The sequence below is a fragment of the Parabacteroides sp. genome (assembly GCF_977054455.1).
The window spans coordinates 34805-55138 of sequence record NZ_CDRTCT010000008.1 but is presented as its reverse complement, the minus strand read 5'-3'; the positions used below and the strand labels follow the sequence as shown (position 1 = coordinate 55138).

Annotated in this window: 16 protein-coding genes; 6 read left to right on the top strand and 10 right to left on the bottom strand. The window is 50.9% G+C overall.

Annotation, left to right across the window (positions count from 1 at the left end):
* Positions 1 to 47: 47 nt before the first annotated feature.
* From ACW6QF_RS05400 to ACW6QF_RS05390, 3 genes are all read left to right on the top strand, one after another.
* Entirely contained in the window at positions 48 to 908 is an 861-nt protein-coding gene (locus ACW6QF_RS05400; protein ID WP_456087133.1) for a hypothetical protein, read from the top strand.
* A gap of 66 nt (positions 909 to 974) precedes the next feature.
* On the top strand, positions 975 to 2516 hold the full coding sequence (locus ACW6QF_RS05395; protein ID WP_456087071.1) for a ClC family H(+)/Cl(-) exchange transporter: 1542 nt from the start codon (positions 975 to 977) through the stop codon (positions 2514 to 2516).
* Between the two features lie 87 nt (positions 2517 to 2603).
* Positions 2604 to 3254 (top strand): DUF2490 domain-containing protein, encoded by a 651-nt coding sequence (locus tag ACW6QF_RS05390; protein ID WP_298553691.1) that lies wholly within the window; start codon positions 2604 to 2606, stop codon positions 3252 to 3254.
* Between the two features lie 275 nt (positions 3255 to 3529).
* On the opposite strand, the gene ACW6QF_RS05385 is transcribed toward ACW6QF_RS05390, so the two are convergent.
* On the bottom strand, positions 3530 to 3931 hold the full coding sequence (locus ACW6QF_RS05385; RefSeq protein ID WP_456087070.1) for a hypothetical protein: 402 nt from the start codon (positions 3929 to 3931) through the stop codon (positions 3530 to 3532).
* 321 nt (positions 3932 to 4252) lie between these two features.
* Between ACW6QF_RS05385 and ACW6QF_RS05380 the strand changes: the two genes are divergently transcribed.
* Entirely contained in the window at positions 4253 to 4939 is a 687-nt protein-coding gene (locus tag ACW6QF_RS05380; protein ID WP_456087069.1) for a queuosine precursor transporter, read from the top strand.
* Here the strand turns inward: ACW6QF_RS05380 and ACW6QF_RS05375 are convergent, their stop codons facing one another.
* The 9 genes from ACW6QF_RS05375 to ACW6QF_RS05335 form a co-directional block, all read right to left on the bottom strand.
* Positions 4940 to 5902, bottom strand: a complete 963-nt coding sequence (locus ACW6QF_RS05375; protein WP_456087068.1) for a FimB/Mfa2 family fimbrial subunit — start codon at positions 5900 to 5902, stop codon at positions 4940 to 4942. It lies immediately after the preceding gene.
* Positions 5903 to 6001: 99 nt separating this feature from the next.
* A complete protein-coding gene (locus tag ACW6QF_RS05370; RefSeq protein WP_456087067.1) occupies positions 6002 to 6616 on the bottom strand; it encodes an HAD family hydrolase in 615 nt (204 codons plus the stop codon).
* Between the two features lie 40 nt (positions 6617 to 6656).
* A complete protein-coding gene (locus ACW6QF_RS05365; RefSeq protein WP_456087066.1) occupies positions 6657 to 7985 on the bottom strand; it encodes an ABC transporter substrate-binding protein in 1329 nt (442 codons plus the stop codon).
* Positions 7986 to 8001: 16 nt separating this feature from the next.
* Positions 8002 to 8790, bottom strand: a complete 789-nt coding sequence (locus ACW6QF_RS05360) for an ABC transporter permease (protein WP_456087065.1) — start codon at positions 8788 to 8790, stop codon at positions 8002 to 8004.
* Positions 8787 to 9560 carry an ABC transporter permease gene (locus tag ACW6QF_RS05355; RefSeq protein WP_456087132.1) on the bottom strand — a complete coding sequence of 258 codons (774 nt, stop codon included), beginning with the start codon at positions 9558 to 9560 and terminating at the stop codon, positions 8787 to 8789. Before ACW6QF_RS05355 ends, ACW6QF_RS05360 begins: the two co-directional genes overlap by 4 nt.
* Before the next feature lie 16 nt (positions 9561 to 9576).
* The gene (gene potA / locus ACW6QF_RS05350; protein ID WP_456087064.1) at positions 9577 to 10983 is read right to left on the bottom strand and encodes a polyamine ABC transporter ATP-binding protein; all 1407 of its coding nucleotides are present in this window, start codon (positions 10981 to 10983) and stop codon (positions 9577 to 9579) included.
* A gap of 120 nt (positions 10984 to 11103) precedes the next feature.
* On the bottom strand, positions 11104 to 13656 hold the full coding sequence (locus tag ACW6QF_RS05345; protein ID WP_456087063.1) for a hypothetical protein: 2553 nt from the start codon (positions 13654 to 13656) through the stop codon (positions 11104 to 11106).
* 126 nt (positions 13657 to 13782) lie between these two features.
* Positions 13783 to 15726, bottom strand: coding sequence for a glycoside hydrolase family 97 catalytic domain-containing protein (locus ACW6QF_RS05340; RefSeq protein ID WP_456087062.1), 1944 nt, complete (start codon positions 15724 to 15726; stop codon positions 13783 to 13785).
* Entirely contained in the window at positions 15723 to 17675 is a 1953-nt protein-coding gene (locus ACW6QF_RS05335; RefSeq protein WP_456087061.1) for an alpha-L-arabinofuranosidase C-terminal domain-containing protein, read from the bottom strand. The genes ACW6QF_RS05340 and ACW6QF_RS05335 overlap by 4 nt, the downstream gene beginning before the upstream one ends.
* Before the next feature lie 189 nt (positions 17676 to 17864).
* On the opposite strand from ACW6QF_RS05335, the gene ACW6QF_RS05330 reads away from it, so the two are divergent.
* Together ACW6QF_RS05330 and ACW6QF_RS05325 are read left to right on the top strand one after the other, a co-directional pair.
* Positions 17865 to 18944 (top strand): aldose epimerase family protein, encoded by a 1080-nt coding sequence (locus tag ACW6QF_RS05330; protein ID WP_456087060.1) that lies wholly within the window; start codon positions 17865 to 17867, stop codon positions 18942 to 18944.
* A gap of 49 nt (positions 18945 to 18993) precedes the next feature.
* Entirely contained in the window at positions 18994 to 20277 is a 1284-nt protein-coding gene (locus ACW6QF_RS05325) for an MFS transporter (RefSeq protein WP_298547324.1), read from the top strand.
* Positions 20278 to 20334: the final 57 nt, after the last annotated feature.

Here is a 20334-nt window from a genome sequence, read left to right as displayed (position 1 = left end):
CAATATGAAATATGTACTTTTGTGCCCTTAAGAAAAACATATCCATGATGAAATATCTATTCCGAATACTACTGGCAACATCCATATTTGCTCTTTCCGCAACCGACAGCCATGCCGACAGCTGGCGTGACAAGACAGAACTGCTCATCTACTCCCCGCGCTATTTCGGCCCGAACGCTTTCCCGATGCCGGAAATGAGGGACGGGCAGGTAAGCGAGCGGTACGAGGCGGAAGTACGGGGCGAATACCATTATTATACGGGCGACAAGACCTGGGACATCGTGGGGCGTGCCCTGCTGCCGTTCTTCAGGGGGCGTGCGGGCGTCGAAGTGAACTGGTGCTTCAAGGAAAAATACAAGATGACGCCGGAAACGCGCGACGAACGCTTTGCCGTAGAGACGGAAAGCCCGATCAAATATAACGGCGACATCGTGATCAGTTCCTTTTTCCAAGTCCTGAAAAGCGAGAAATGGGTGGATGCGACCCTCAGCGCCAACATCAAGACGGCCAGCGGAGGCCGCCTGTGCGACGCCCGTTTTACCGATGCCGCCTCCTACTGGTTCGATGTAAACGTAGGCCGGAACCTGTGGAAAAGCGCCGACGGGAAAGCCTCAATCCGTATGCAGGCGCTCGCCGGGTTCTATTGCTGGATGACGAACGACATGGAGCACCGCCAGAACGACGCCATCACCTACGGGATCGGGTTCACCGGAAAATACAGGGGGTTCACGCTCGCCACCAACCTCACCGGATTTCACGGATACGAGAACAACGGCGACCGCCCCATGCACTGGCGCAACAACCTCAGATACGAGATCAAGAAAAACATCCTCTCCTTCCGCTATACACACGGGATGAAGGATAACCTGTATGAGAGCTGGTCGTTGGGGTATATCAGGTGCTTTTAAAATTAAAAATTAAGAATTAAGAATTAAAAATTAAACTAAGGGGCTTCGCTTCCTGTTTAAGGGGAGATGGAGATGAATCGGATAGTAAAGCTGAAGCTGGTAGATGCCAGGCTCTATTTCGTGAGCCTGATCGTGGGGCTGCTGACCGGGCTGGTGGCGGTTCCTTACCACTATCTGCTGCAACTTTTCTTCAATATGCGGAAGAGCTTCTTCCGGTCTTCGCCCCCCTGGTATGAGCATATCGCCTTATTCCTTGCCCTGTGGGGCGTCCTCTGCCTCGTCGCCTGGATGGTCAGGCGGTGGCCTTACATCGGAGGCGGAGGCATTTCGCAGACCCGGGGCGCGATCAACGGACGTATCGAATACGAACATTCCTTCCGCCAGCTTTTAGCCAAATTTGCCGGAGGCGTCCTGACGCTCAGCAGCGGCCTTTCGATGGGACGCGAAGGGCCTTCCGTACAGATGGGTTCCTACATAGGCGACCTGGTCGGCAAATGGGGGCATATCCTGAGCGGCGAACGCAAGCAGCTCCTCTCGGCAGGTGCAGGCGCCGGACTGGCGGCAGCCTTTACCGCGCCACTCGCCGCGGCCACGCTGGTGATCGAATCGATCGAACGCTTCGACGCTCCGAAAACAGCCATTACGACCATCCTGGCAGGCGTCGTCGCCGGCGCGATCGCCAGCACGATCTTCCCGATCAATCCGTACCATGACATACAGGCCATCGTGCCCGACATCACGCTGGGGCTGCACATCAAGCTGTACCTCCTGTTTGCCGTCATCGTTTCGGTCTTCGGCAAATTCTATTCCCTCCTGATGCTTTACGCCAAACGGATGTACCCGGCTATCCGCCAACCGGAATACATCAAGCTTCTGGGCCTCATGGCTATGGCCTATGCCATCTCCTTGACGATCACCGACCTGACAGGCGGAGGCGAACAGTTCCTGATGCAGCAGGCGGAAGGCGGTAACAGCAACATCTATTGGATTGCCGGAATGATGCTCCTGCACATGGTCTTCACGGTCTTTTCGTTCTCCTCCGGGCTGCCGGGGGGCAGCTTTATCCCGACTTTGGTAACAGGCGGGCTGATCGGCAAGCTATACGCCCTTCTCCTGGTGCAACACGGGATCATCGGGATGGAAAGCGTGAGCTATATCATGCTGATCGGGATGGCCGCCTTCCTGATTGCCGTCGTCCGCACGCCTATCACAGCCATCATCCTGATCACGGAGATCACCGGGCATTTCGAGATCTTCTATCCCTCCATCGTGGTGGGCGGACTCACCTATTACTTCACGGAGTTGCTGGAGATCAAGCCGTTCAACGTGATGTTTTATGAAGAGATGATCAACAAGCCGTTCTTCCGGGAGCAAAAGCGGCTGACACTGGACGTCGAAGTGATGGCCGGAGCCTATTTCGACAGGAAAGAGGTCGACACGCTCGAACTCCCCAACCACTGTGTCATCCTGAATATCCACCGCGACCGCAAAGACATCTCTCCCGCCGGACAAACCATCCTCCCCGGCGACCAGCTCACGATCGAACTGGATGCGCAGGATATAGAGAAACTGTACGAGCCGCTGGTAAGCATGGCCAACATCTACTAAATCATAAGCCGGAATTATCAGGCATGTATGCGGAAGGGACTTCATTTTTTTATACTTTTGCCCAGATAACAAACGCCATATTCCGCCATGAAAGTAACGATCTGTTGTTTTTCCTTCTTATTCCTATTCCTGTGCCCTCCGCTCCCGGCGATGGAAGGTACGGGAGTCGCATTGAAAGTCAGCCTGTCCGGGAAAATATACAAACGCTTCTCCTTTGTCCTGGAAGAAGATATCCGCCCGCGCGACGACTTCAGGGAAGCCGGATGGTTCCTTACCACCGGAGAGATCAACTATCGCATCTTGCCGAACTTACGGGCGGGAGCCGGCTATATGTCGTTAGTCCGCTACAAGGCATCGGAGGAAGTGCGCAACCGCTATTACCTGTACGCCGCCGGTTCCCACCGGTTCGGGGCATTTAAAATTGCGGTCCGGGAGCGTTTCCAGAGCACGTACAAGAAAAATTGCCTGCATCCGACCCTCTACCTCCGCAGCATGTTCACCCTCTCCTGCCGGATCGCCTCTTCGGGTTTCGAACCTTTCCTCTATGTCGAGCCTTTTAACAACGCAGGCTACAACGGGAAGATGCGTGCCGACAAAATCCGTTATTCCGCCGGCTGCGATTACAGGGTGGATAGCCGAAACTGCATCCAGCTCTATTACCGCTACCATACCTTCAACGTGTACGACCCGATCAACTACCGCCACGGTATCGGCCTTACCTATTCGCATCGGTTCTAATAGTCCGCAACACCCCCATCTTCCGGCTTTCTACACCCGGGTGTTACGCTCCGGACACCCGGATGTTCGAAACGGCTACACCCGGATGTCCGGAACCATAGCATCTAATCCTTTGTAAAATTCCGATCGGGCGTGTGACACTGGTGTGATACAGGAGTGATACATGAATCCGGCATGTATCACTCCTGGCACAGCAAGTATATCAACGCCTACAAGACAAAGTGTGATAGAGTGACAGAGGAATGGCGATTTCACCTATGTGCTTTCTCGCGGTTTTAAGGCTGCGTTTCGGCCTCCTCCGCCAACAACTTGTCCAAATCGTCGATCTGGTGATCAAAGAACTCGACTAATGCATTCATCACCCTTCCGTTCCGTGACATGAAGACGATACAATCCATCAGCTGGGTAGCCAGTTGGTAGGTTTTACGGGTGTTCTCCACATTCGGTTGCCGCATGTAATAAGCGAAACATCTGAAAAGGACAGTGATCAGGCGATCCCAAGGCAATTCCAGTTGCACCATCAGGCTTTTTATGCATCGTAACTGGTGAAGGAGATAATCCAGATCTTCTTCATCGCTTTTGTTGGCAAACGCTTTCCGGATACGGCTGGCTTCTTCCCTGAAAAAGATTTCTTGGACTGCTTCTTTCGGAAGTGTCAAGGTGTTTGCTGCTTCCATAATAAATAAGGTATTAAAAGTGGGGCGAAAATAGAACGGTCCCGCCTTTCCCGTTACTCAACACTTCCCAGAAGCTGGAGGCACATTAATGCTCCCCACGGGGGTACGGAACCGCCTATGGGGATAGAGACAGGCATAAAAATGCCTGCATCCATGCAGAAGCAGGTTCACTGCTTCTGGGAATTATGTTGAGTGCTGCAAATATACATCTTTTCGCAGATAAACAAATAAAAATATCGCTATCTTTGCGCCCGGAATATTAAAAACGTTCCTTTACATCATTCACCGAGTGCTTGCTAAACCTCGTTAAAAACAAGAAATATGCAGAAGACATCTACTGTGACCGTACCGTTTATGCTGCTGGGCATCCTGTTCAACATCTGTCTGGTTGCTTCCAACCTGTTAGAAACCAAAGTCATCCAGGTATTCGGCATTACCGCCACCGCCGGACTGATTGTTTTCCCGATCTCCTACATTATCAACGACTGTATCGCCGAAGTATGGGGATTCAAGAAAGCACGCCTGATTATCTGGAGCGGGTTCGCTTCGAATTTCCTGGTAATCGGATTTGCCCAACTGGCGGTGATGCTGCCGGCCGCTCCATTCTGGGAAGGCGAAGAGGGGTTTAACTTTGTTTTCGGGATGGCGCCGCGCATTGCCATAGCGAGCCTGAGCGCTTTTCTGGTCGGTTCGTTCCTGAATGCCTATGTGATGAGCAAGATGAAGATCGCCTCCGGCGGAAAGAATTTTTCGCTGCGTGCCATCGCCTCTACCCTCGTTGGCGAGAGCGCCGATTCGATGATCTTCTTTCCGATCGCTTTCGCAGGGCTGATCCCGGTTCGCGAACTCTTTATCATGATCGGGACACAAGCGGTACTGAAATCCCTTTATGAGGTAATCATCCTTCCCGTCACCATCCGAGTAGTCAAATACATCAAGAAGGTGGACGGGAACGATGTGTATGACGTGGGAACATCATACAATATATTGAAAGTAAAGGATATTTAGTTACGGAAAGTCGATCGACTCGGTCTTTTCGTTCCACTCTTTGACTTCAAAGCCGTCGGATGAACCTTCCTCGACATACAGGTCGCCTAACGAGACATCCAGGGTCAGACGGTTTCCGGCTGTCAGCGGACCGGCAAGGGGCTTGCCGAATCTCTTCTGTTGGCCGCTTTTCAGATACAGGACGATTGTCAAATCGGGAGACGGGCCGGAAGGGAACATCATCACCGTAGAATTGGCCGAAAGGGAAAGGCTGTCTTTCGACATGGTGAGCGGGAAAGCCACGGTTTTTGTGAAATCCGAAGGTTCCGCCGTGTAATAGTTCAGTTTGCCGGCAATGCCGCTCACCAGGATGCGTGCATTGGCGATACTGGAATCCATCGTCGATCCGTCGTGATCGACGATCGTTATTTTCAAGCCGGTGACGGCCCTTTGCAAGGTCGCTTTCATCTTGTCGATGCCGACACGGACCGGCTGTACGGCATAGACAAAGTCGAAAACGGGATAGTACGTCGTATCCGAATAGTTTTCCAACCGCAACGAGTAAGACAGTTCCGCCAGGTTGGTTCCCGTCCGCAAAGGGGGTTCAATAATGGCAACCGCATCATAAGTCGAATCCGCCCGGCTATTCTTCAGGATCCCCCAATACAGGAAGTTGTAATCGCCAACCGGAAGGCGGACCGGAATCGGACTGGCGGCAATCGAACCGCTGCCGACCGTATAGTAGCCATGTACGGGGCTTAGCTCTCCATTCTTATTATAATTGCCATAATAGAGGGACGTATCCGCCATACAAGGAAGCACCATCAATGCCCCCGTAAAAGCAGTAGTCGACGAGACAGCCATATCGGCCATTTCCGGCGAAACCAATTGCCGGCCGTCGTTGCCCGTCTTGTCATCGTCATCATTGGAACAACTGCCCAACAGGGCAGCAGCGATAAACATCGTTATAATAGACCTATTCATAATGAACCTTATTTGTTTCGTTTTTTGTCTTATCAAAACAACTAACGGCAAATATGGTTGTCCGAAATGAGTTAATTAACAACTTTCGGAACAGGCGGACTATCCGAACAAGTGCGACCAGTCCTCGCGGGGTTGCGGCGTATAGGTATGGAATCCGAGCGATTCCGCCGTACGGCAATTGGGGACGGCATCGTCTATGAAAAGAGTTTCTTCCGGACGTATGCCGGCGTCTTGCAAGACGTATTCGAAAATTCCGGCATCGGGTTTCAGCAGATGGAGGCGGTAGGAAAGATAGATATGATTGAAAAAGTCGGAAGCATGGCGGCCTTTATAAGAGAAACAGGTCTTTTCCGACCAGTCCCAATGAATCTCGTTCGTATTGCTGAGCAGCATCGTATTGTAGCGTTTGCGGAGGTCGAGCAAAAGATCCAGCTTATAATCGGGGACATCATCGAGCATGGCGATCCAGGCGGCATCGATCTGCTCGTCCGTCAAAGGCTGCTGCGTCAGATGGCGGATGCCGTCGCGGAACCCGGCTGCCGTGATGGAACCGAGTTCCAACTTCATAAAGAGATCCTTATGCTGGTAGTTGTTGACAATCTGCTCGCGTATATCCGCAACGCCCAAGCCCTCGAACGCCTCGATGCACCGGTTGCGGGTGAGGTTGATGATCACACCGCCAAAATCTATAACCAAATTCTTTATGCCTTCCATGACCTTCTTTTAATTGACAATTCCGATTCTAACTTATTTGCTACCAGCGGCGGCGACGTCTGTGATGACGTTTGCGCTGCTTATATTGACGTATCCTGCGATAGACCAGCCATACGAATAACACACCGAACACGGCGAAGATCAGCAAGACGATTCCGGTATTCAGATTATCCCCTTTCACACGGCTCCACATCTCCAGAACCAGTTCCGTCCTGTCTCCGAAATCGCGGATCATGGCGCAACGCTCCACCACCTTGCGGTCGGGATATTGGACCGGATTGATCCGGATGCTATCCGCACCGGGGCCGAAGAAATAACTCAGGTCGGAAACCTTTCCGATCGTCGGATCGATCTTGGCTTCCATAATTTCGGGAGTCGCAATGGCACTGACGTAACCGATAGCGTCCATATTCCGCAATGCAATGTCCGGACGGCAAAGATAATCCATAAAATAGCTGGCCGCCTTCACATTCCGCGCATATTTAGGGATTGCCCAGCCATCGTACCAGATGTTGCTGCCTTCGCGGGGGACATAATAGTCCAGTTCCACCCCGACAGCCTCCGCTTCGTCCATCGCCCAGACCGCATCACCGCTCCAGGTGAAGTTGAGCCAGGCTTTGCCCTTCGTCATCATCTCCTTGCCGAAATCGGCTTCCCAGCCGGCAATGTTAGGTTTCATCTGTTTCAGATATTCCTCGGCCATGGCGATCGCTTCGGGTGAATTGTCGTTCATCAACTGTTCGACCGTCACAGCGCCGTCAGCCAGTTCTTTCGCATGGGCATAGATAATGGCCGTACCATAGGCATCGCGATAGCTGTCTTTCATCAAGATCTTGTTCCTGAACTTGGGATCCCAAAGGCATTCCCAGCTTTCGACGGTATCTTCGGAGACGAACTGCTTGTTATACAGGATCCCTGCCGTCCCCCACATATAAGGGACGACATAGTCGGTCGTTTTCCGGCCCGGCAGGCTCAGCTTGTCCAACTGTTCCCGGATATAAGGAGAGACATTGTCCAGGTAATCCGGCGTCTTGCCGAAATTGCGGTCTATCGGGAGCAGGAGGTTCTTCTTCAGCATCCGTTCGATGACATACTCGGACGGACAGATCAGGTCGAAGTCCTCATGCCCGCGCTCGATCTTGGTGAGCATGATTTCGTTGATATCGAACACCTGGTAGATGATCCGGATATCCTCGCCGGTCTGTTCCTTGTACCAAGCGGGGAAGTCGGCCAGTACCTCCTCGTCGATATAGTCCCCCCAGTTGTAGACTTTCAGGATATGGCTGCGCTCCTCGTCCGTACGTCCGCACGAGGACATTGCACCTAAAAGGAGTATGCAGCCGGCTATTATTGCAATCAGTTTATTCATTTCCCGCTCTTCTCCATTAGCTTTTGGACTTCTCCGCCCGTTTATTAATCACGATCAAAAGGACAAGCACCGTCACGAAGATGATAGTCGACAACGGACGCAGCTCCGGTGTCAGTCCCCCCTTGCGGGCATCCGCATAAATAAAGGTCGACAGGGTTTCCAGCCCTTCGTTGCCGATCGTAAAGATGGTAACGGCAAAGTCGTCGATCGAAAGCGTAAAGGCCAGTATGAAGCCGCTGATCATCCCCGGGCGGATCTCCGGCAGGATCACCTTGCGCAACGCCTGGAAAGGAGTCGCCCCCAAATCGAGCGCCGCCTCGTAAACATTCTGGTTCATCTTTTTCAGACGCGGCATCACGCTCAACACCACATAAGGCGTACAAAACGTGATATGCGCCAGCACGACCGTCGTAAATCCCTGCGAGACGCCGAAGCTCACGAACAGAAGGAAAAGGGAGACACCCGTAATGATATCCGCATTCATCATCGGGATCGCATTGGCAAAATTCATCACCCGGCGGGTTCCGGAACGCAGGTTGAAAATGCCGATAGCCGCAATGCTGCCCAAGAAAGTCGACACCGTCGCCGCAATCATCGCAATGGCAAACGTGTTCCACAACGCACTTACCAACGAACGCTGCACGCCCCCCGTAAACAACGAGCTATACAGTTTGGTTGAAAATCCCGTCCAGTTTCCCAGCACTTTCGCCTCGGTGAATGAGAAAATCATAATAATCAGAATCGGGGAATACAGCAATGCCAACAGCAGCCACAGATACCCCTTTGCCATCCATCTCGTCATCATATCACACCTCCCCCTTCGTTCGAAGCACTGTCTTCTTCATTCGTAAAGAGAATGGTGACGCCGATCAGCAGCAGCATGATCAGAGAAAGCGCCGCACCATAGTTCCACATCCCGTTATAGATATTTTCCTGCACGGTCGTACCGAACAGCTTGATATTATTCATCGTCAGCAACTCGGCAATGGCAAACGTCGAAACCGTCGGCATGAAAACCATGACGATTCCGCTCATCACACCGGGCATCGAAAGCGGCAGGATCGTTTTCATAAAAACCTGGAAAGGATTGGCCCCCAAGTCCTGGGCCGCTTCGATCAGGCTGCGGTCCATCTTCTGCAACGTATTGTAAATCGGATAGATCATGAACGGAAGGAAGTTATACACCATACCGAACACCAACGCCCCCTCTCCCAACGGCAGGTTCAGGAAATCAAACAGAGCCACCGTTGCCAACGTACGGATCAGGATATTCACCCACATCGGCAGGATAAAAAGCACGACCATCGTCCGGGAGGTGCCAAAACGTTCCTGACTCAGGATATATGCAGCCGGATAGCCGAGAATAAGACAGGCGAGCGTCGTGATAACCGCAATTCCTATCGAATAGACGAAGGTATTCATCGCTTCGGGATGAATCATGAACTTACGGAAGTTGGCAAAAGTAAATAAGCCGTCGGCATCAGTAAACGCATAGAAGACGATCAGCAGCAAGGGCATTACGACAAAGACAGCCAGAAACAGGGCATAAGGGATCGTCCAGTTCCTGCGCCGCATAAAAAAAGCTGAAATCTTACTTATCACTTCCTTCCTTTTTAGTTGATTGAACAATCCGTATATTTTCGGGCGCGATCGTGATTCCGACCCGGTCGCCGTCGTCCCAAACATCGTTTGTATCGACAAAGATATCTTCGTCCCAGTCGGTAAACACTGTCAGATGATAATGGTTGCCTTTATAGAGGATAAATTTGACTTCACCGGTCAGGCGTCCGTCTTCCTCGTTGTCTTCGAGGATGACGCTGTCAAAGTCCACTTCGACCAGCACGGCCGTTTCCGGTCCGATACCGGAAACTTCGCGGCATTCGAACGTACAACCCAAGAATTCCACATGCGTCGTGTCGACCATCCTTCCCTCGAACGTATTGCAGGTGCGTTCCTTCTTCATCACGTGGATATCGAAGGGCTTGACCAGCAGGCCGACTTCCTGGCCGGCATCGAAGCAATGATAGTCCTGCACCATGAACTCGTAGCCTTCCGGTGTCTGCACCATCATTTCGTAGTGGACGCCTTTGAAGATGGAGGAGGTCACCGTCCCTGTCAGCATGGCGGCTTCAGACGGCTCGAAAATATAAATGTCTTCCGGACGGATCACGACATCCACGGGCGTCTGACGGCCGAAACCTTCGTCCACGCATTCGAACTCGTGTCCGGCAAAGGCTACCGACTTATCTTGGATCATCAGCCCGTTCAGGATGTTGCTTTCGCCGATGAAATCGGCGACAAACGAGTTGATCGGTTCGTTGTAGATGTCGATGGGCGTCCCGATCTGCTGGATCTTCCCTTCGCTCATCACGACGATCGTGTCGCTCAGGGTGAGCGCTTCCTCTTGATCGTGGGTCACATAGATAAAAGTGATTCCGAGGGACTTGTGCATTTCCTTCAATTCCATCTGCATATCCTTGCGCATCTTGAGGTCAAGGGCTGCCAGCGGCTCGTCAAGCAGAAGCACTTCCGGCTCGTTCACGATGGCACGGGCAATCGCGACACGCTGCTGCTGCCCGCCGGAGAGGGAATCGACATCCCGGTCTTCGTAATCGGTCATCCCGACCATCTTGAGGGCCTGCTTCACCTTCTTTTCGATCACGGCGGCCGGCAGTTTTTTCAGCTTGAGGCCGAAAGCGATGTTATTGAATACATTTAGATGAGGGAAAAGGGCGTATTTCTGGAAAACGGTATTGACCGGACGTTTATGAGGAGGCGTCTGCGTGATTTCCTTTCCCGCAATGGTTATAATACCCTCCGAAGCAGTCTGGAATCCGGCGATCAGACGCAACAGCGTCGTCTTCCCGCAACCGGACGGCCCTAAAATGGTTACAAACTCGCCCTTGCGGACAGACAAATTCACATCATTCAATACGGCCTTGTCTCCGAAGAATTTAGACACATGTTCCACACCGATGATGCAGTCAGATTTTTGCATAGACTATCCCCTTTTACCAATACAGAGTTAAACATACTTCCACTTTTCTATGTAAAAAGCGGCACAAAGGTAATAATTAATTGATAATTGCGAGTCAAATTTGAAATTTACATAACGGGATCAAATGCCCAGCCCTATTGCGAACAAAAATCGTGCGCCATCTTCGGAACCGAAGCAGGAGTATTGTGTCGTCACCTTATTAATGATCGTCAGCCAGAAGCCGCCGCCGTAAGAGGTATGCCATCTGCGGGAATGTTCGCCCGGAAACCAGACACGCCCGTAATCGAAACCGGCGAACAGCCCGTATTTGAGCGGCGTGAACGGATTCCTGATTTTCCCCATATCCAGGCGGAAGTCGGTATGCTGGTAGAAAGACTGCTTGCCGATGAAGCGGTTATCCCTGAATCCCCGCAAAGTGATGCCGGCAGCCTGGTAGAAGTCGTATTCATTGCGGTACAACAGCTTCGCCTCCACACCTGTTTCGATCGAAAAGCGGTCCGAACAGCGGAACGTGGCGGAAACATCTAACTTCGAGTAGGGGAAATTGCGTCCGGCCTCCTTCAGGTTCATTTTCCAACCGATCGTTGCTGCGATATCCAGTTCCGGAACAAAGGCGGCCGGGGCCATCCCGACCTGCCAGGCGGCCTCTACCCCGGCGAAGAGATTCATCCCGAACACAGGGTGATTGCCCGGATACACTTCATCGATATACCGGCCTTCGGTATGCTTGGCTTTGTACATCTCAAACGAAGCGGACAATGTCAGCTGCCTGTCCTGTTTCATTTCCATACGGAAAGACGGAACCACCGAATACTGTCGGAGGGTAACGCGGTTATAGGACTTGCCCTCGTCTTTAAACCCTTCCGAATCATTGCCGTAGCCGAAGAAGTTGAAGAAGTTACGAGGCGAAGCGATAAAGGCATCCAGATTGAAACTTTTCCGTCCGTCATAAAATGGGAAAGTCCCTTGGTACATGAACCCGCGCAGGTAGTTATATCCGACACGATGACGGTATGTAAAAGGGGATTGCTTGAATCCGTACATCGTATAGGTGAAGAATGCGCCCAAACTGAAGCCGGCATCCGAATCGTAGAAACCCCAGGGGGTAAAGTCCGCTTCCCTATATTTTACTTTCTCGTAGTCGTAATTGTGGATGGCCGGATCGTCTGAAATGATCTTACGGACACCGGCAATCCCTTCCAGATGCTTCCGGTCGGACTCGTAGGCGTAAATGCGGAGCTTGCGGACCTTCTCCGCCTTGTAGGTATTGTTCCCCGGACCGGAAACAAGGTAGACGGGAAACTCCCGCCGCGCCTTTCCTGTGACTTCATACTCATCGTTCCCGTCCAGACCATACAGCCAGATCTCCTCTGTGCTGCCGGCGGAATATTTCTTTTGGAAAGAGGGGACAGGACTTCCTTTTCGGTAGATCCGGACCAACAGGCTGTCGCGGCCGAAGCGTTCGAGCAAGATCCGGTCGTCTCCTTCCGTTCCGGTCAGGACAGGCGTACGCTGCAATTTCTTATAATAGCGGCGGGCCATATACGGAAGGCTGTCGCGGCGGATGATCAGTTTCTTTTTGATGGCTTCCGTCTCGGCTCCCCGTATCTCCGGAGGAAGGGAAAGGAAGGCTTCATCGATGACCGCGTCGGAGAGCTTCTTCCGGAGGGCGAGGGCCTGTGCCGTCCAGACCGATTCGTCCGCACCGCTTACCAACGCCATGTCGAGCGTATAGCCCAGCGTGTTTATCTTGCCGATATCCTTCGGATGGCTACCGTAGTCGGTAATGAAACCGAGTCCCAACACCTTCAGCATGCGTTTGAAAAGAATACCGTCGACTTTGGTAAAGGCATGGCTGCGATCGAGGACGATCGGGCTGAACAGAATGCTGTCGGCCGTATGGTTCGCTTGCCAATTCCAGTTTTCCGGGATTTTGTTCCAGTCCCCGATCAACATGTCATAGAGGCGCTCGGCGATATACTCTTCCGGGTTCACCCGGCGGGATTTGTCCTGCCGGATCTGGTCGAGCAAGGCGACGGTAGAGAGGATGTTCTTCCGGGTGGCAGTGTCGGGTACATTCCGTAGGCTGACCAGCCGGTTACGGATGCGGCTTCCGTCGGCAATCGTGTCTCCCTTCTCCGCGCCTTGCATGAAATAGACATGGGGATTGTTGAAGTTCAATCCTGCCGCTTTTGCCATCCGGTCGGCCGCAAGAAAGGTATATGGGTTGATGATGGTATAAGCATCCCCGATAAACGCATCGAGATAAGTTCCTTTGAAATCTTTCTTATTATACATCTCGCGAAAGAACTTGGATTCGAGGAAACTGGTCGAACCTCCCAACGGTTTGAGCATATACAGGCGATTCAGCCGGTCGGAAAGGATCAGGGCGTGGAAGTCCGCCGCTTGCTCCATGATCTCCATGCCTCCCCGAAGCGTTTGCAACGTAACGGCCTCGGCTGTGACCGGAATCGAATAGAGCGCCCGGTAATGTACCCCCCACAGCTTATTATACAGGTCGCTTTTATCCTTCATCTCCTGCGGATAGATCGAACGCCTCACAGTGTCCTGCTCCACCGCTCCCGCACCTGTACAAAAGGAGAACGGCAGGATGGATAGCAGGCAGACAAGCAGGCTCCTGTAACACTGACATATTTGCTTAAATTTACTCATCAGGGAAATAACATTTAAGCTGAATCAGTTGTTTACCGGATCATTGGACAGCGCTTTGGACGGCTCCATATCTTCAGGTTCAGAACCGTTCCGGAAAGCAAAGAGGCGGAACTCCGGATTCCGGTCTCAGCGGGTTGCAACAATAATGCCGCCTTCCGGTTGGATAACCAGCTGCATTTCCCCATCGGCTTTTACAACGGTTTCCGACATACGGGGATTGCGTTTCTTATCATCGTCGTAGACAGTGGCTTTCTTTCCGGCGATCATCGGAAGGGATACTTTCAGCTTCAAAGGTTCTTTGCCAGCATTGACACCGGCAACATACCATCTGTCACCGTGCCGGCGGGCCAGGACACAATACTTGCCGGGGTAACCGTCGATGAAAAGGGTCTCGTCCCATGTGGTCGGAACCTGCTTCAAGAAGTCTATCTCAAAATCGGGAACATCCGTCAGGTTATTCGGAGTAAGGGCAAAGTTCTGGATCGGGTTTTGGAACAGGACAGCCGTTGCCAACTGGAAAATATCCGTTGTTTTGCGAACCGTACCGCCATCGTTCGTCCGATTATGCCGCTTGTTCAGCAGAACACCGCCAAACTCCATGCAACCGACCGTGTTACGTATGAACGGATGCAGGCAGGCGTTAAAGGCCTCGTTGTCGTCAAAATGCTGGTTGAATATCAAATTCTCGGATGCTAAGACGGCTTCGCTTCCGACATAATTCGGATACATGCGTTCCCAACCGCGAGGAAGAGTGCAACCATGGAAGATCACCATCAGGCCGTTGTCGTCCGCGTCGCTCAGGATCGCTTCATACAGACGCATCGTCTCCTGCTTGTCTCCGCCGAAGAAATCGACTTTGATGCCTTTCACTCCTAAGCTGCGGAGCCATTTCATTTCCCGTTTACGGACGATAGGATTATCCATGCGGTTGACCGGACCTTGTTCGATATCATTCCAATAACCGCTGGAACTATACCAGAGGAAGACATCCACCTGCTTGCTATGCGCATACCCGACAAGCGATTTCATGCGGTCGCGCCCGATGTTCGTATCCCACCAGTTATCGATCAGGATATACTCATAGCCCATGGCAGCGGCCAGATCGACATATTTCACCTGATCGTCATAATTGATGCTTCCATCCTGCCAGAGAATCCAACTCCATGTACCCCGCCCGAAACGGTAGTCGTGCTCCGTCTCGTAAAGCGGTTCCACCACATCCCAGGGAACAGTCGTTTCGACAATCGGTTTCAGCGTCTCGCCAACGGTAAGCGTGCGCCACGGAGTGCAGCCGGGAAGAGCCAGGCCGGGAGCAACCGTCCCGTTCCCATTATTTTCTTCCGGCATAGGAAAAGCAAGCGTGTACAAACCTTCCGCCGTAGCATCGCTCAAATGTGAAGCACAATAATGGCTGTCGACTCCCGTCTCGCTGACAAGCACCCATCCGTCATCTCCGATGCGGAACAGGCAGGGGAAAGTATAGCCATGTCCGTATTGCGAACGTTCATATATAGGAGCATCCGCCTTGTATTCCTCTTCGTAGCTCGGTTTCGTCCGCTTCCAACCGATCATAGCATCGCTTTGCGGTGTCAGGAAGGTGGTCGTATATGAAGGGAAATCGAAGCCGGTAGTTTCTTTCTCGATCACGCAACTGCCGGTTTCCCCATATCGCGGCATCACATAGCGAAAAGCGATATCGTGATTGCTGACACGAAAAACGACATCGATCTTCCGCTTATCCGAATTGACGAACGTGCAGGTCAGTTCGTTCGCCTGATAGCGGATATTCGACTGCTTGATACGATCCTGCACATAACATTTGTCTATCCGGCCTTCCTTATGCTCCACATAGGTCAGGTCCCGACTAAAGTCTCCGGCATTCGAAACAAGTCCCAAAGGGGAATCTTCCAAAACCGTTTTATCCTTATAGCTGACCCGATAGACCGGTTTCCCGTCTTTCAGTGCAACGAGCACTTTCAGCTGCTGATCCGGACCTGTCACCGACAGTTCTTGTGCCGGCAACACGGAAGCAGTCAATGACAGGGCCAATATTATTAAATAAGATTTCATAATTTGATACGATAAACGGAAAAACTAAGCGGTTTCAAATTCACTTCCACTTGCGGAGCCTCTATCTCGATATCGGAAACGACCGGGACTACCGCCGAAGGATTGCATAACGTATTTTTGGCTTCCAGGTCGGAAGAATGGAGCAACGTAAGCGTCCCTTTATGTTTCCCGGCCGAAAGACCGTTCAAGTTCAACTTGATCCGTTTGTTACGGATTCCGGTATTGGCGACTTTGATGATAAGTTCGTCCGAACGCTTGTCGACAGCCGCCGTAGCATACAAATCCTGCTGTCCGGTAACCGGTTCGCCCTGCATGGTCAGCGGAATGACGTTAGTACCGGCATTATGGCCATACAACTGCTGCACATAATAGTTAGGAGTCTTTACCAACGAAAGGTTGTCGAACCAGATCAGGTCCGGGCGCCATTGCCAAGCGTCTACATGTGCGAAAAGCGGAGCATACGTGCATAAGTGCACCACATCCGCATTCCGTTCGAAACCGGTCATAAAGGCGGCTTCGCACAAGGCAGTCAGGAAACTGTTCTCGCGGTTGGCAGGATGGCAGGCATATTCGCCGGCAAACACTTTCGGCCCCTGGCGGTCATACGAGTCATAGCGTTTGGCTCCATTCAGGAACCATTCGGGAGACCGGTAGAAATGTTCGTCCACCAAATCTACTTTCAGACGCTTCATTTCCGGCCAGAGATAATCGAAATCTTCTCCTTCCGATTGCGGACCGGAACTGCCGATGATCTTTATCTCCGGATATTTGGCACGAATCGCTTTGACAAACGGTTCGAGACGTTCGGGATAAAGCGGTCCCCACTGTTCATTACCGATGGCGATCAGTTTCAGGTTGAAAGGAGCCGGATGTCCCATATCGGCGCGTATTTTTCCCCATTTACTGGTTGCCGGACCGTTGGCGAACTCAATCAGATCGAGGGCGTCGTCTATATAAGGTTGCAATTTGTCAACCGGACAATTCTCGTTCGGATCCTGGTTCTCATACTGGCAGGAAAGGCCGCAGTTCAATACGGGAAGCGGTTCCGCCCCGATATCTTCGCTCAACTGGAAATATTCGAAAAAGCCCAGACCGTAGGATTGATAATAATCCGGAAATTTCTTATGCGAGAACGTATAGTTCCAACGATTGATGTTGATCGAACGGTTTTCGACCGGACCGATCGTGTTTTTCCATTGGTAACGGGTAGCCTTGTTCGTTCCTTCCACGATGCAACCGCCGGGAAAGCGGAAGACACCCGGTTTCAGGTCTTTCAAAGCCTGTGCCAGGTCGGCACGCATACCGTTCGGACGATTGTTGAATGTCTTTTGCGGAAACAGCGAAATGTGCTCGAGATCGACAGTTCCTTTCGTCGCCATCGTGATACGCAGACGGGAACGGGCTTCCGTCGCTCCCGGCGTCAGGACAACCGTGTATTTCTTCCATTCCTTGCCGCTCACCTCGATCTCTTTTTGCTCGTACAGGTCGTTCTGGCTGTTTACCAGGTTGATACGCAACTTGATCGGCATGCCGGACTGACTGCGGGCATATAAAGAGAAATCGTACTTCTCCCCTTCCCGAATACCGATTCCTTTGAAGCCTTCATTGTCAAGACCAGTTCCGGTCAGTTCCTTTTCATACGAAAGGCGGACATAATGGGGATTGCGGTCGAAGCAGGGATTCTTGGTCTGCACACTGACATTTCCGAAGGGCGTCCAGCCTACGAAAGGGTTTTCAAACTCAAAAGAACGGTTCTTGATAAGTTCGGCATACAGGCCTCCATCGGCACCGAAATTGATATCTTCAAAAAAGATCCCGTACATGGTCGACTGGATAGGTGCACCTGTTTTCTGCACATCTATCTTAAATTCATTACTTTGTGCCATTAAACTGAGAGCACCCATGCTAAACAGACATAGGGAAATGGCTTTTTTCATACTTTTTGTCATAGGTATGTGTTTTTCCGTGAATATAAAGATTATTTAGTTGCAAATATACACTAATAAATTCGATAGAAGGGAGACAAATCGTTCATTTTAGTGTATAAAAAGCCGTTTTATGCTATAAAACATCTTTAAAGTAGTGCATGAATACAAAGAAGAGAGTAATTTTACACACAATTTTGAAACTATATTTACATGAAGAACGAAAGCACGCTGTCTGGCTTAACTGTAGCTAATTTCAGCAAGCAAATAGACGGCAAGGAGACGATGCTGTGTATCCTTACAAATAACAAAGGAGCAGAACTTACCATTACCAACTACGGTGCAAAAATTGTATCGCTTATGGTACCGGATCGGTCCGGGAAGTTAACCGATGTAGTGACAGGACACAATTCCATAGACGAATACCTGGTATCCGAAGAACCTTATTTCGGAGCGATCTGCGGACGATACGGCAACCGTATCGCAGGCGGAAAATTCACATTGGATGGTGTCGTGTACGATAAACTGGCTATCAACAACGGGCCGAACAGCCTGCATGGAGGTCTGAAAGGCTTCAATTCCGTTGTCTGGGATCTGAACAAGATCGACGGCCAGACAGTGGAGTTGAAATATACGTCTGCCGACGGTGAGGAAGGTTTCCCCGGAAAGCTGGACACGACGGTGACTTACCATCTTTCCGATGACAATGAGGTCGTAATCATGTACCATGCAGTAACGGATAAACCGACCGTACTGAACCTGACCAACCATTCCTACTTCAACCTCTCCGGACAGGGCGATCCTTCCGTATACGATCACAAACTGACAATCAATGCGGATTACTATCTTCCTACCGATGAAACGGCTATTCCTTACGGGCCGAAGGAAAAAGTAGAAGGAACCCCGATGGACTTCCGCACTCCGCACGAAGTGGGCGAACGTATCGATGAAGATTTCGAAGCGCTGAATTTCGGGAAAGGATATGACCATACATATATATTAAATAAAAAAGAAGAAAACGAGCTGTCGCTCTGCGCCCGTTGCGTATCGCCCAAAACCGGCATCGTAATGGAATGCTACACGACACAGCCGGGCGTGCAATTATACACAGGCAACTGGATGACGGGCAATTTCGTCGGCAAGAACGGCCAACGCTATCCGGCACGTGCCGCCCTCTGCCTGGAAACACAGCACTATCCCGACAGTCCGAACAAACCGGAATATCCGTCCACCGTTCTACGTCCGGGCGAAACATTCCAGAGCAAGACAATCTATAAATTCACAATAGAATAAGACTATTCAATCGACCTAAATAATTAATAATCTAAATATCTAAAAAGAAATGGAGTCAACTAAACAAAAAAGTTATGTATTACCTATAGCGATGATGTTCGCATTGTTCGCTATGATCTCTTTCGTTACGGGTCTGCCTCAACCTTTCGGGGCAATTGTTCAAAATGAATTCGGAGCATCCAATTTCGAAGCCACTTTAGGTTTCTTCGCAAACTTTATTGCATATGCTTTCATGGGTATTCCGGCCGGTATGCTTTTGCAGAAGATCGGCTACAAGAAAACAGCTTTGATCGCGATCGTTGTCGGCTTTGTGGGTGTCGGTATTCAAGTCCTTTCCTCTAAAATGGGATTTGCCACCTATGTTGCCGGTGCATTCGTTTCCGGTTTCTCCATGTGTATGTTAAATACAGTCGTAAACCCGATGTTGAACACATTAGGCGGCGGTGGTAAAAAAGGTAACCAGTTAATCCAGATGGGTGGTTCGTTGAACTCGGTATCAGCAACTATCGTTCCGGTTTTGGTCGGTTATCTGATGGGAACCGTAGTTGAAGAACGTACGATTGCTAAAGCATTGCCGGCTCTGTACATCGCAATGGCCATCTTCGCCGTGGCATTCCTGGTATTATTCATCATGAATATCCCGGAACCAAGTCTGGCTAAAGCAAACAACAATGCAAAGAACGAACACAGCCCGCTTGCATTCCGTCACTTCAAATTAGGCGCATTGGCTATCTTCGTATATGTAGGTATTGAAGTCGGTATTCCTCACTTTGCTGGTCTGTTCATGATGACACCCGAAGCCGGAGGCGGTCTGGCAATCGACTCAACAATTGCCGGTTCTGTAGTCGGAACCTACTGGTTCTTGATGTTAATCGGACGTCTGGTCGGTGCTTCTTTAGGAGGCAAGTTCACTAGTAAGGCCATGCTTACAGTGGCATCCGGTGTCGGCATCCTGTTCATTATCCTTGCCTTTATCTGTCCGATCACGACAATGGTAAGCATGCCTGTATTCAAAAGCGACATTTCATTCGGTGTGGCACAAGTTCCTATCAGCATCATGTTTATGGCGCTTTGCGGTCTTTGTACTTCTATCATGTGGGGTGGTATCTTTAACCTGGCTGTCGAAGGTCTGGGTAAATATACGGAAGCCGCTTCCGGTATCTTCATGGTTTTGGTTTGCGGTGGTGGTATTTTACCGCTGATCCAGGGCCAAATCGCTGACATGTCCGGATTTATGACCAGCTATGTAGTTATTCTGATCGCGTTGGCATACCTGTTGTTCTATGCTTTGGTTGGTTGCAAGAACGTAAACAAGAACATTCCTGTAGAATAAAAAACAAGTGTAACTATATGATTGAAGAAATTATCTAACTATATTTGTAGTCGGATA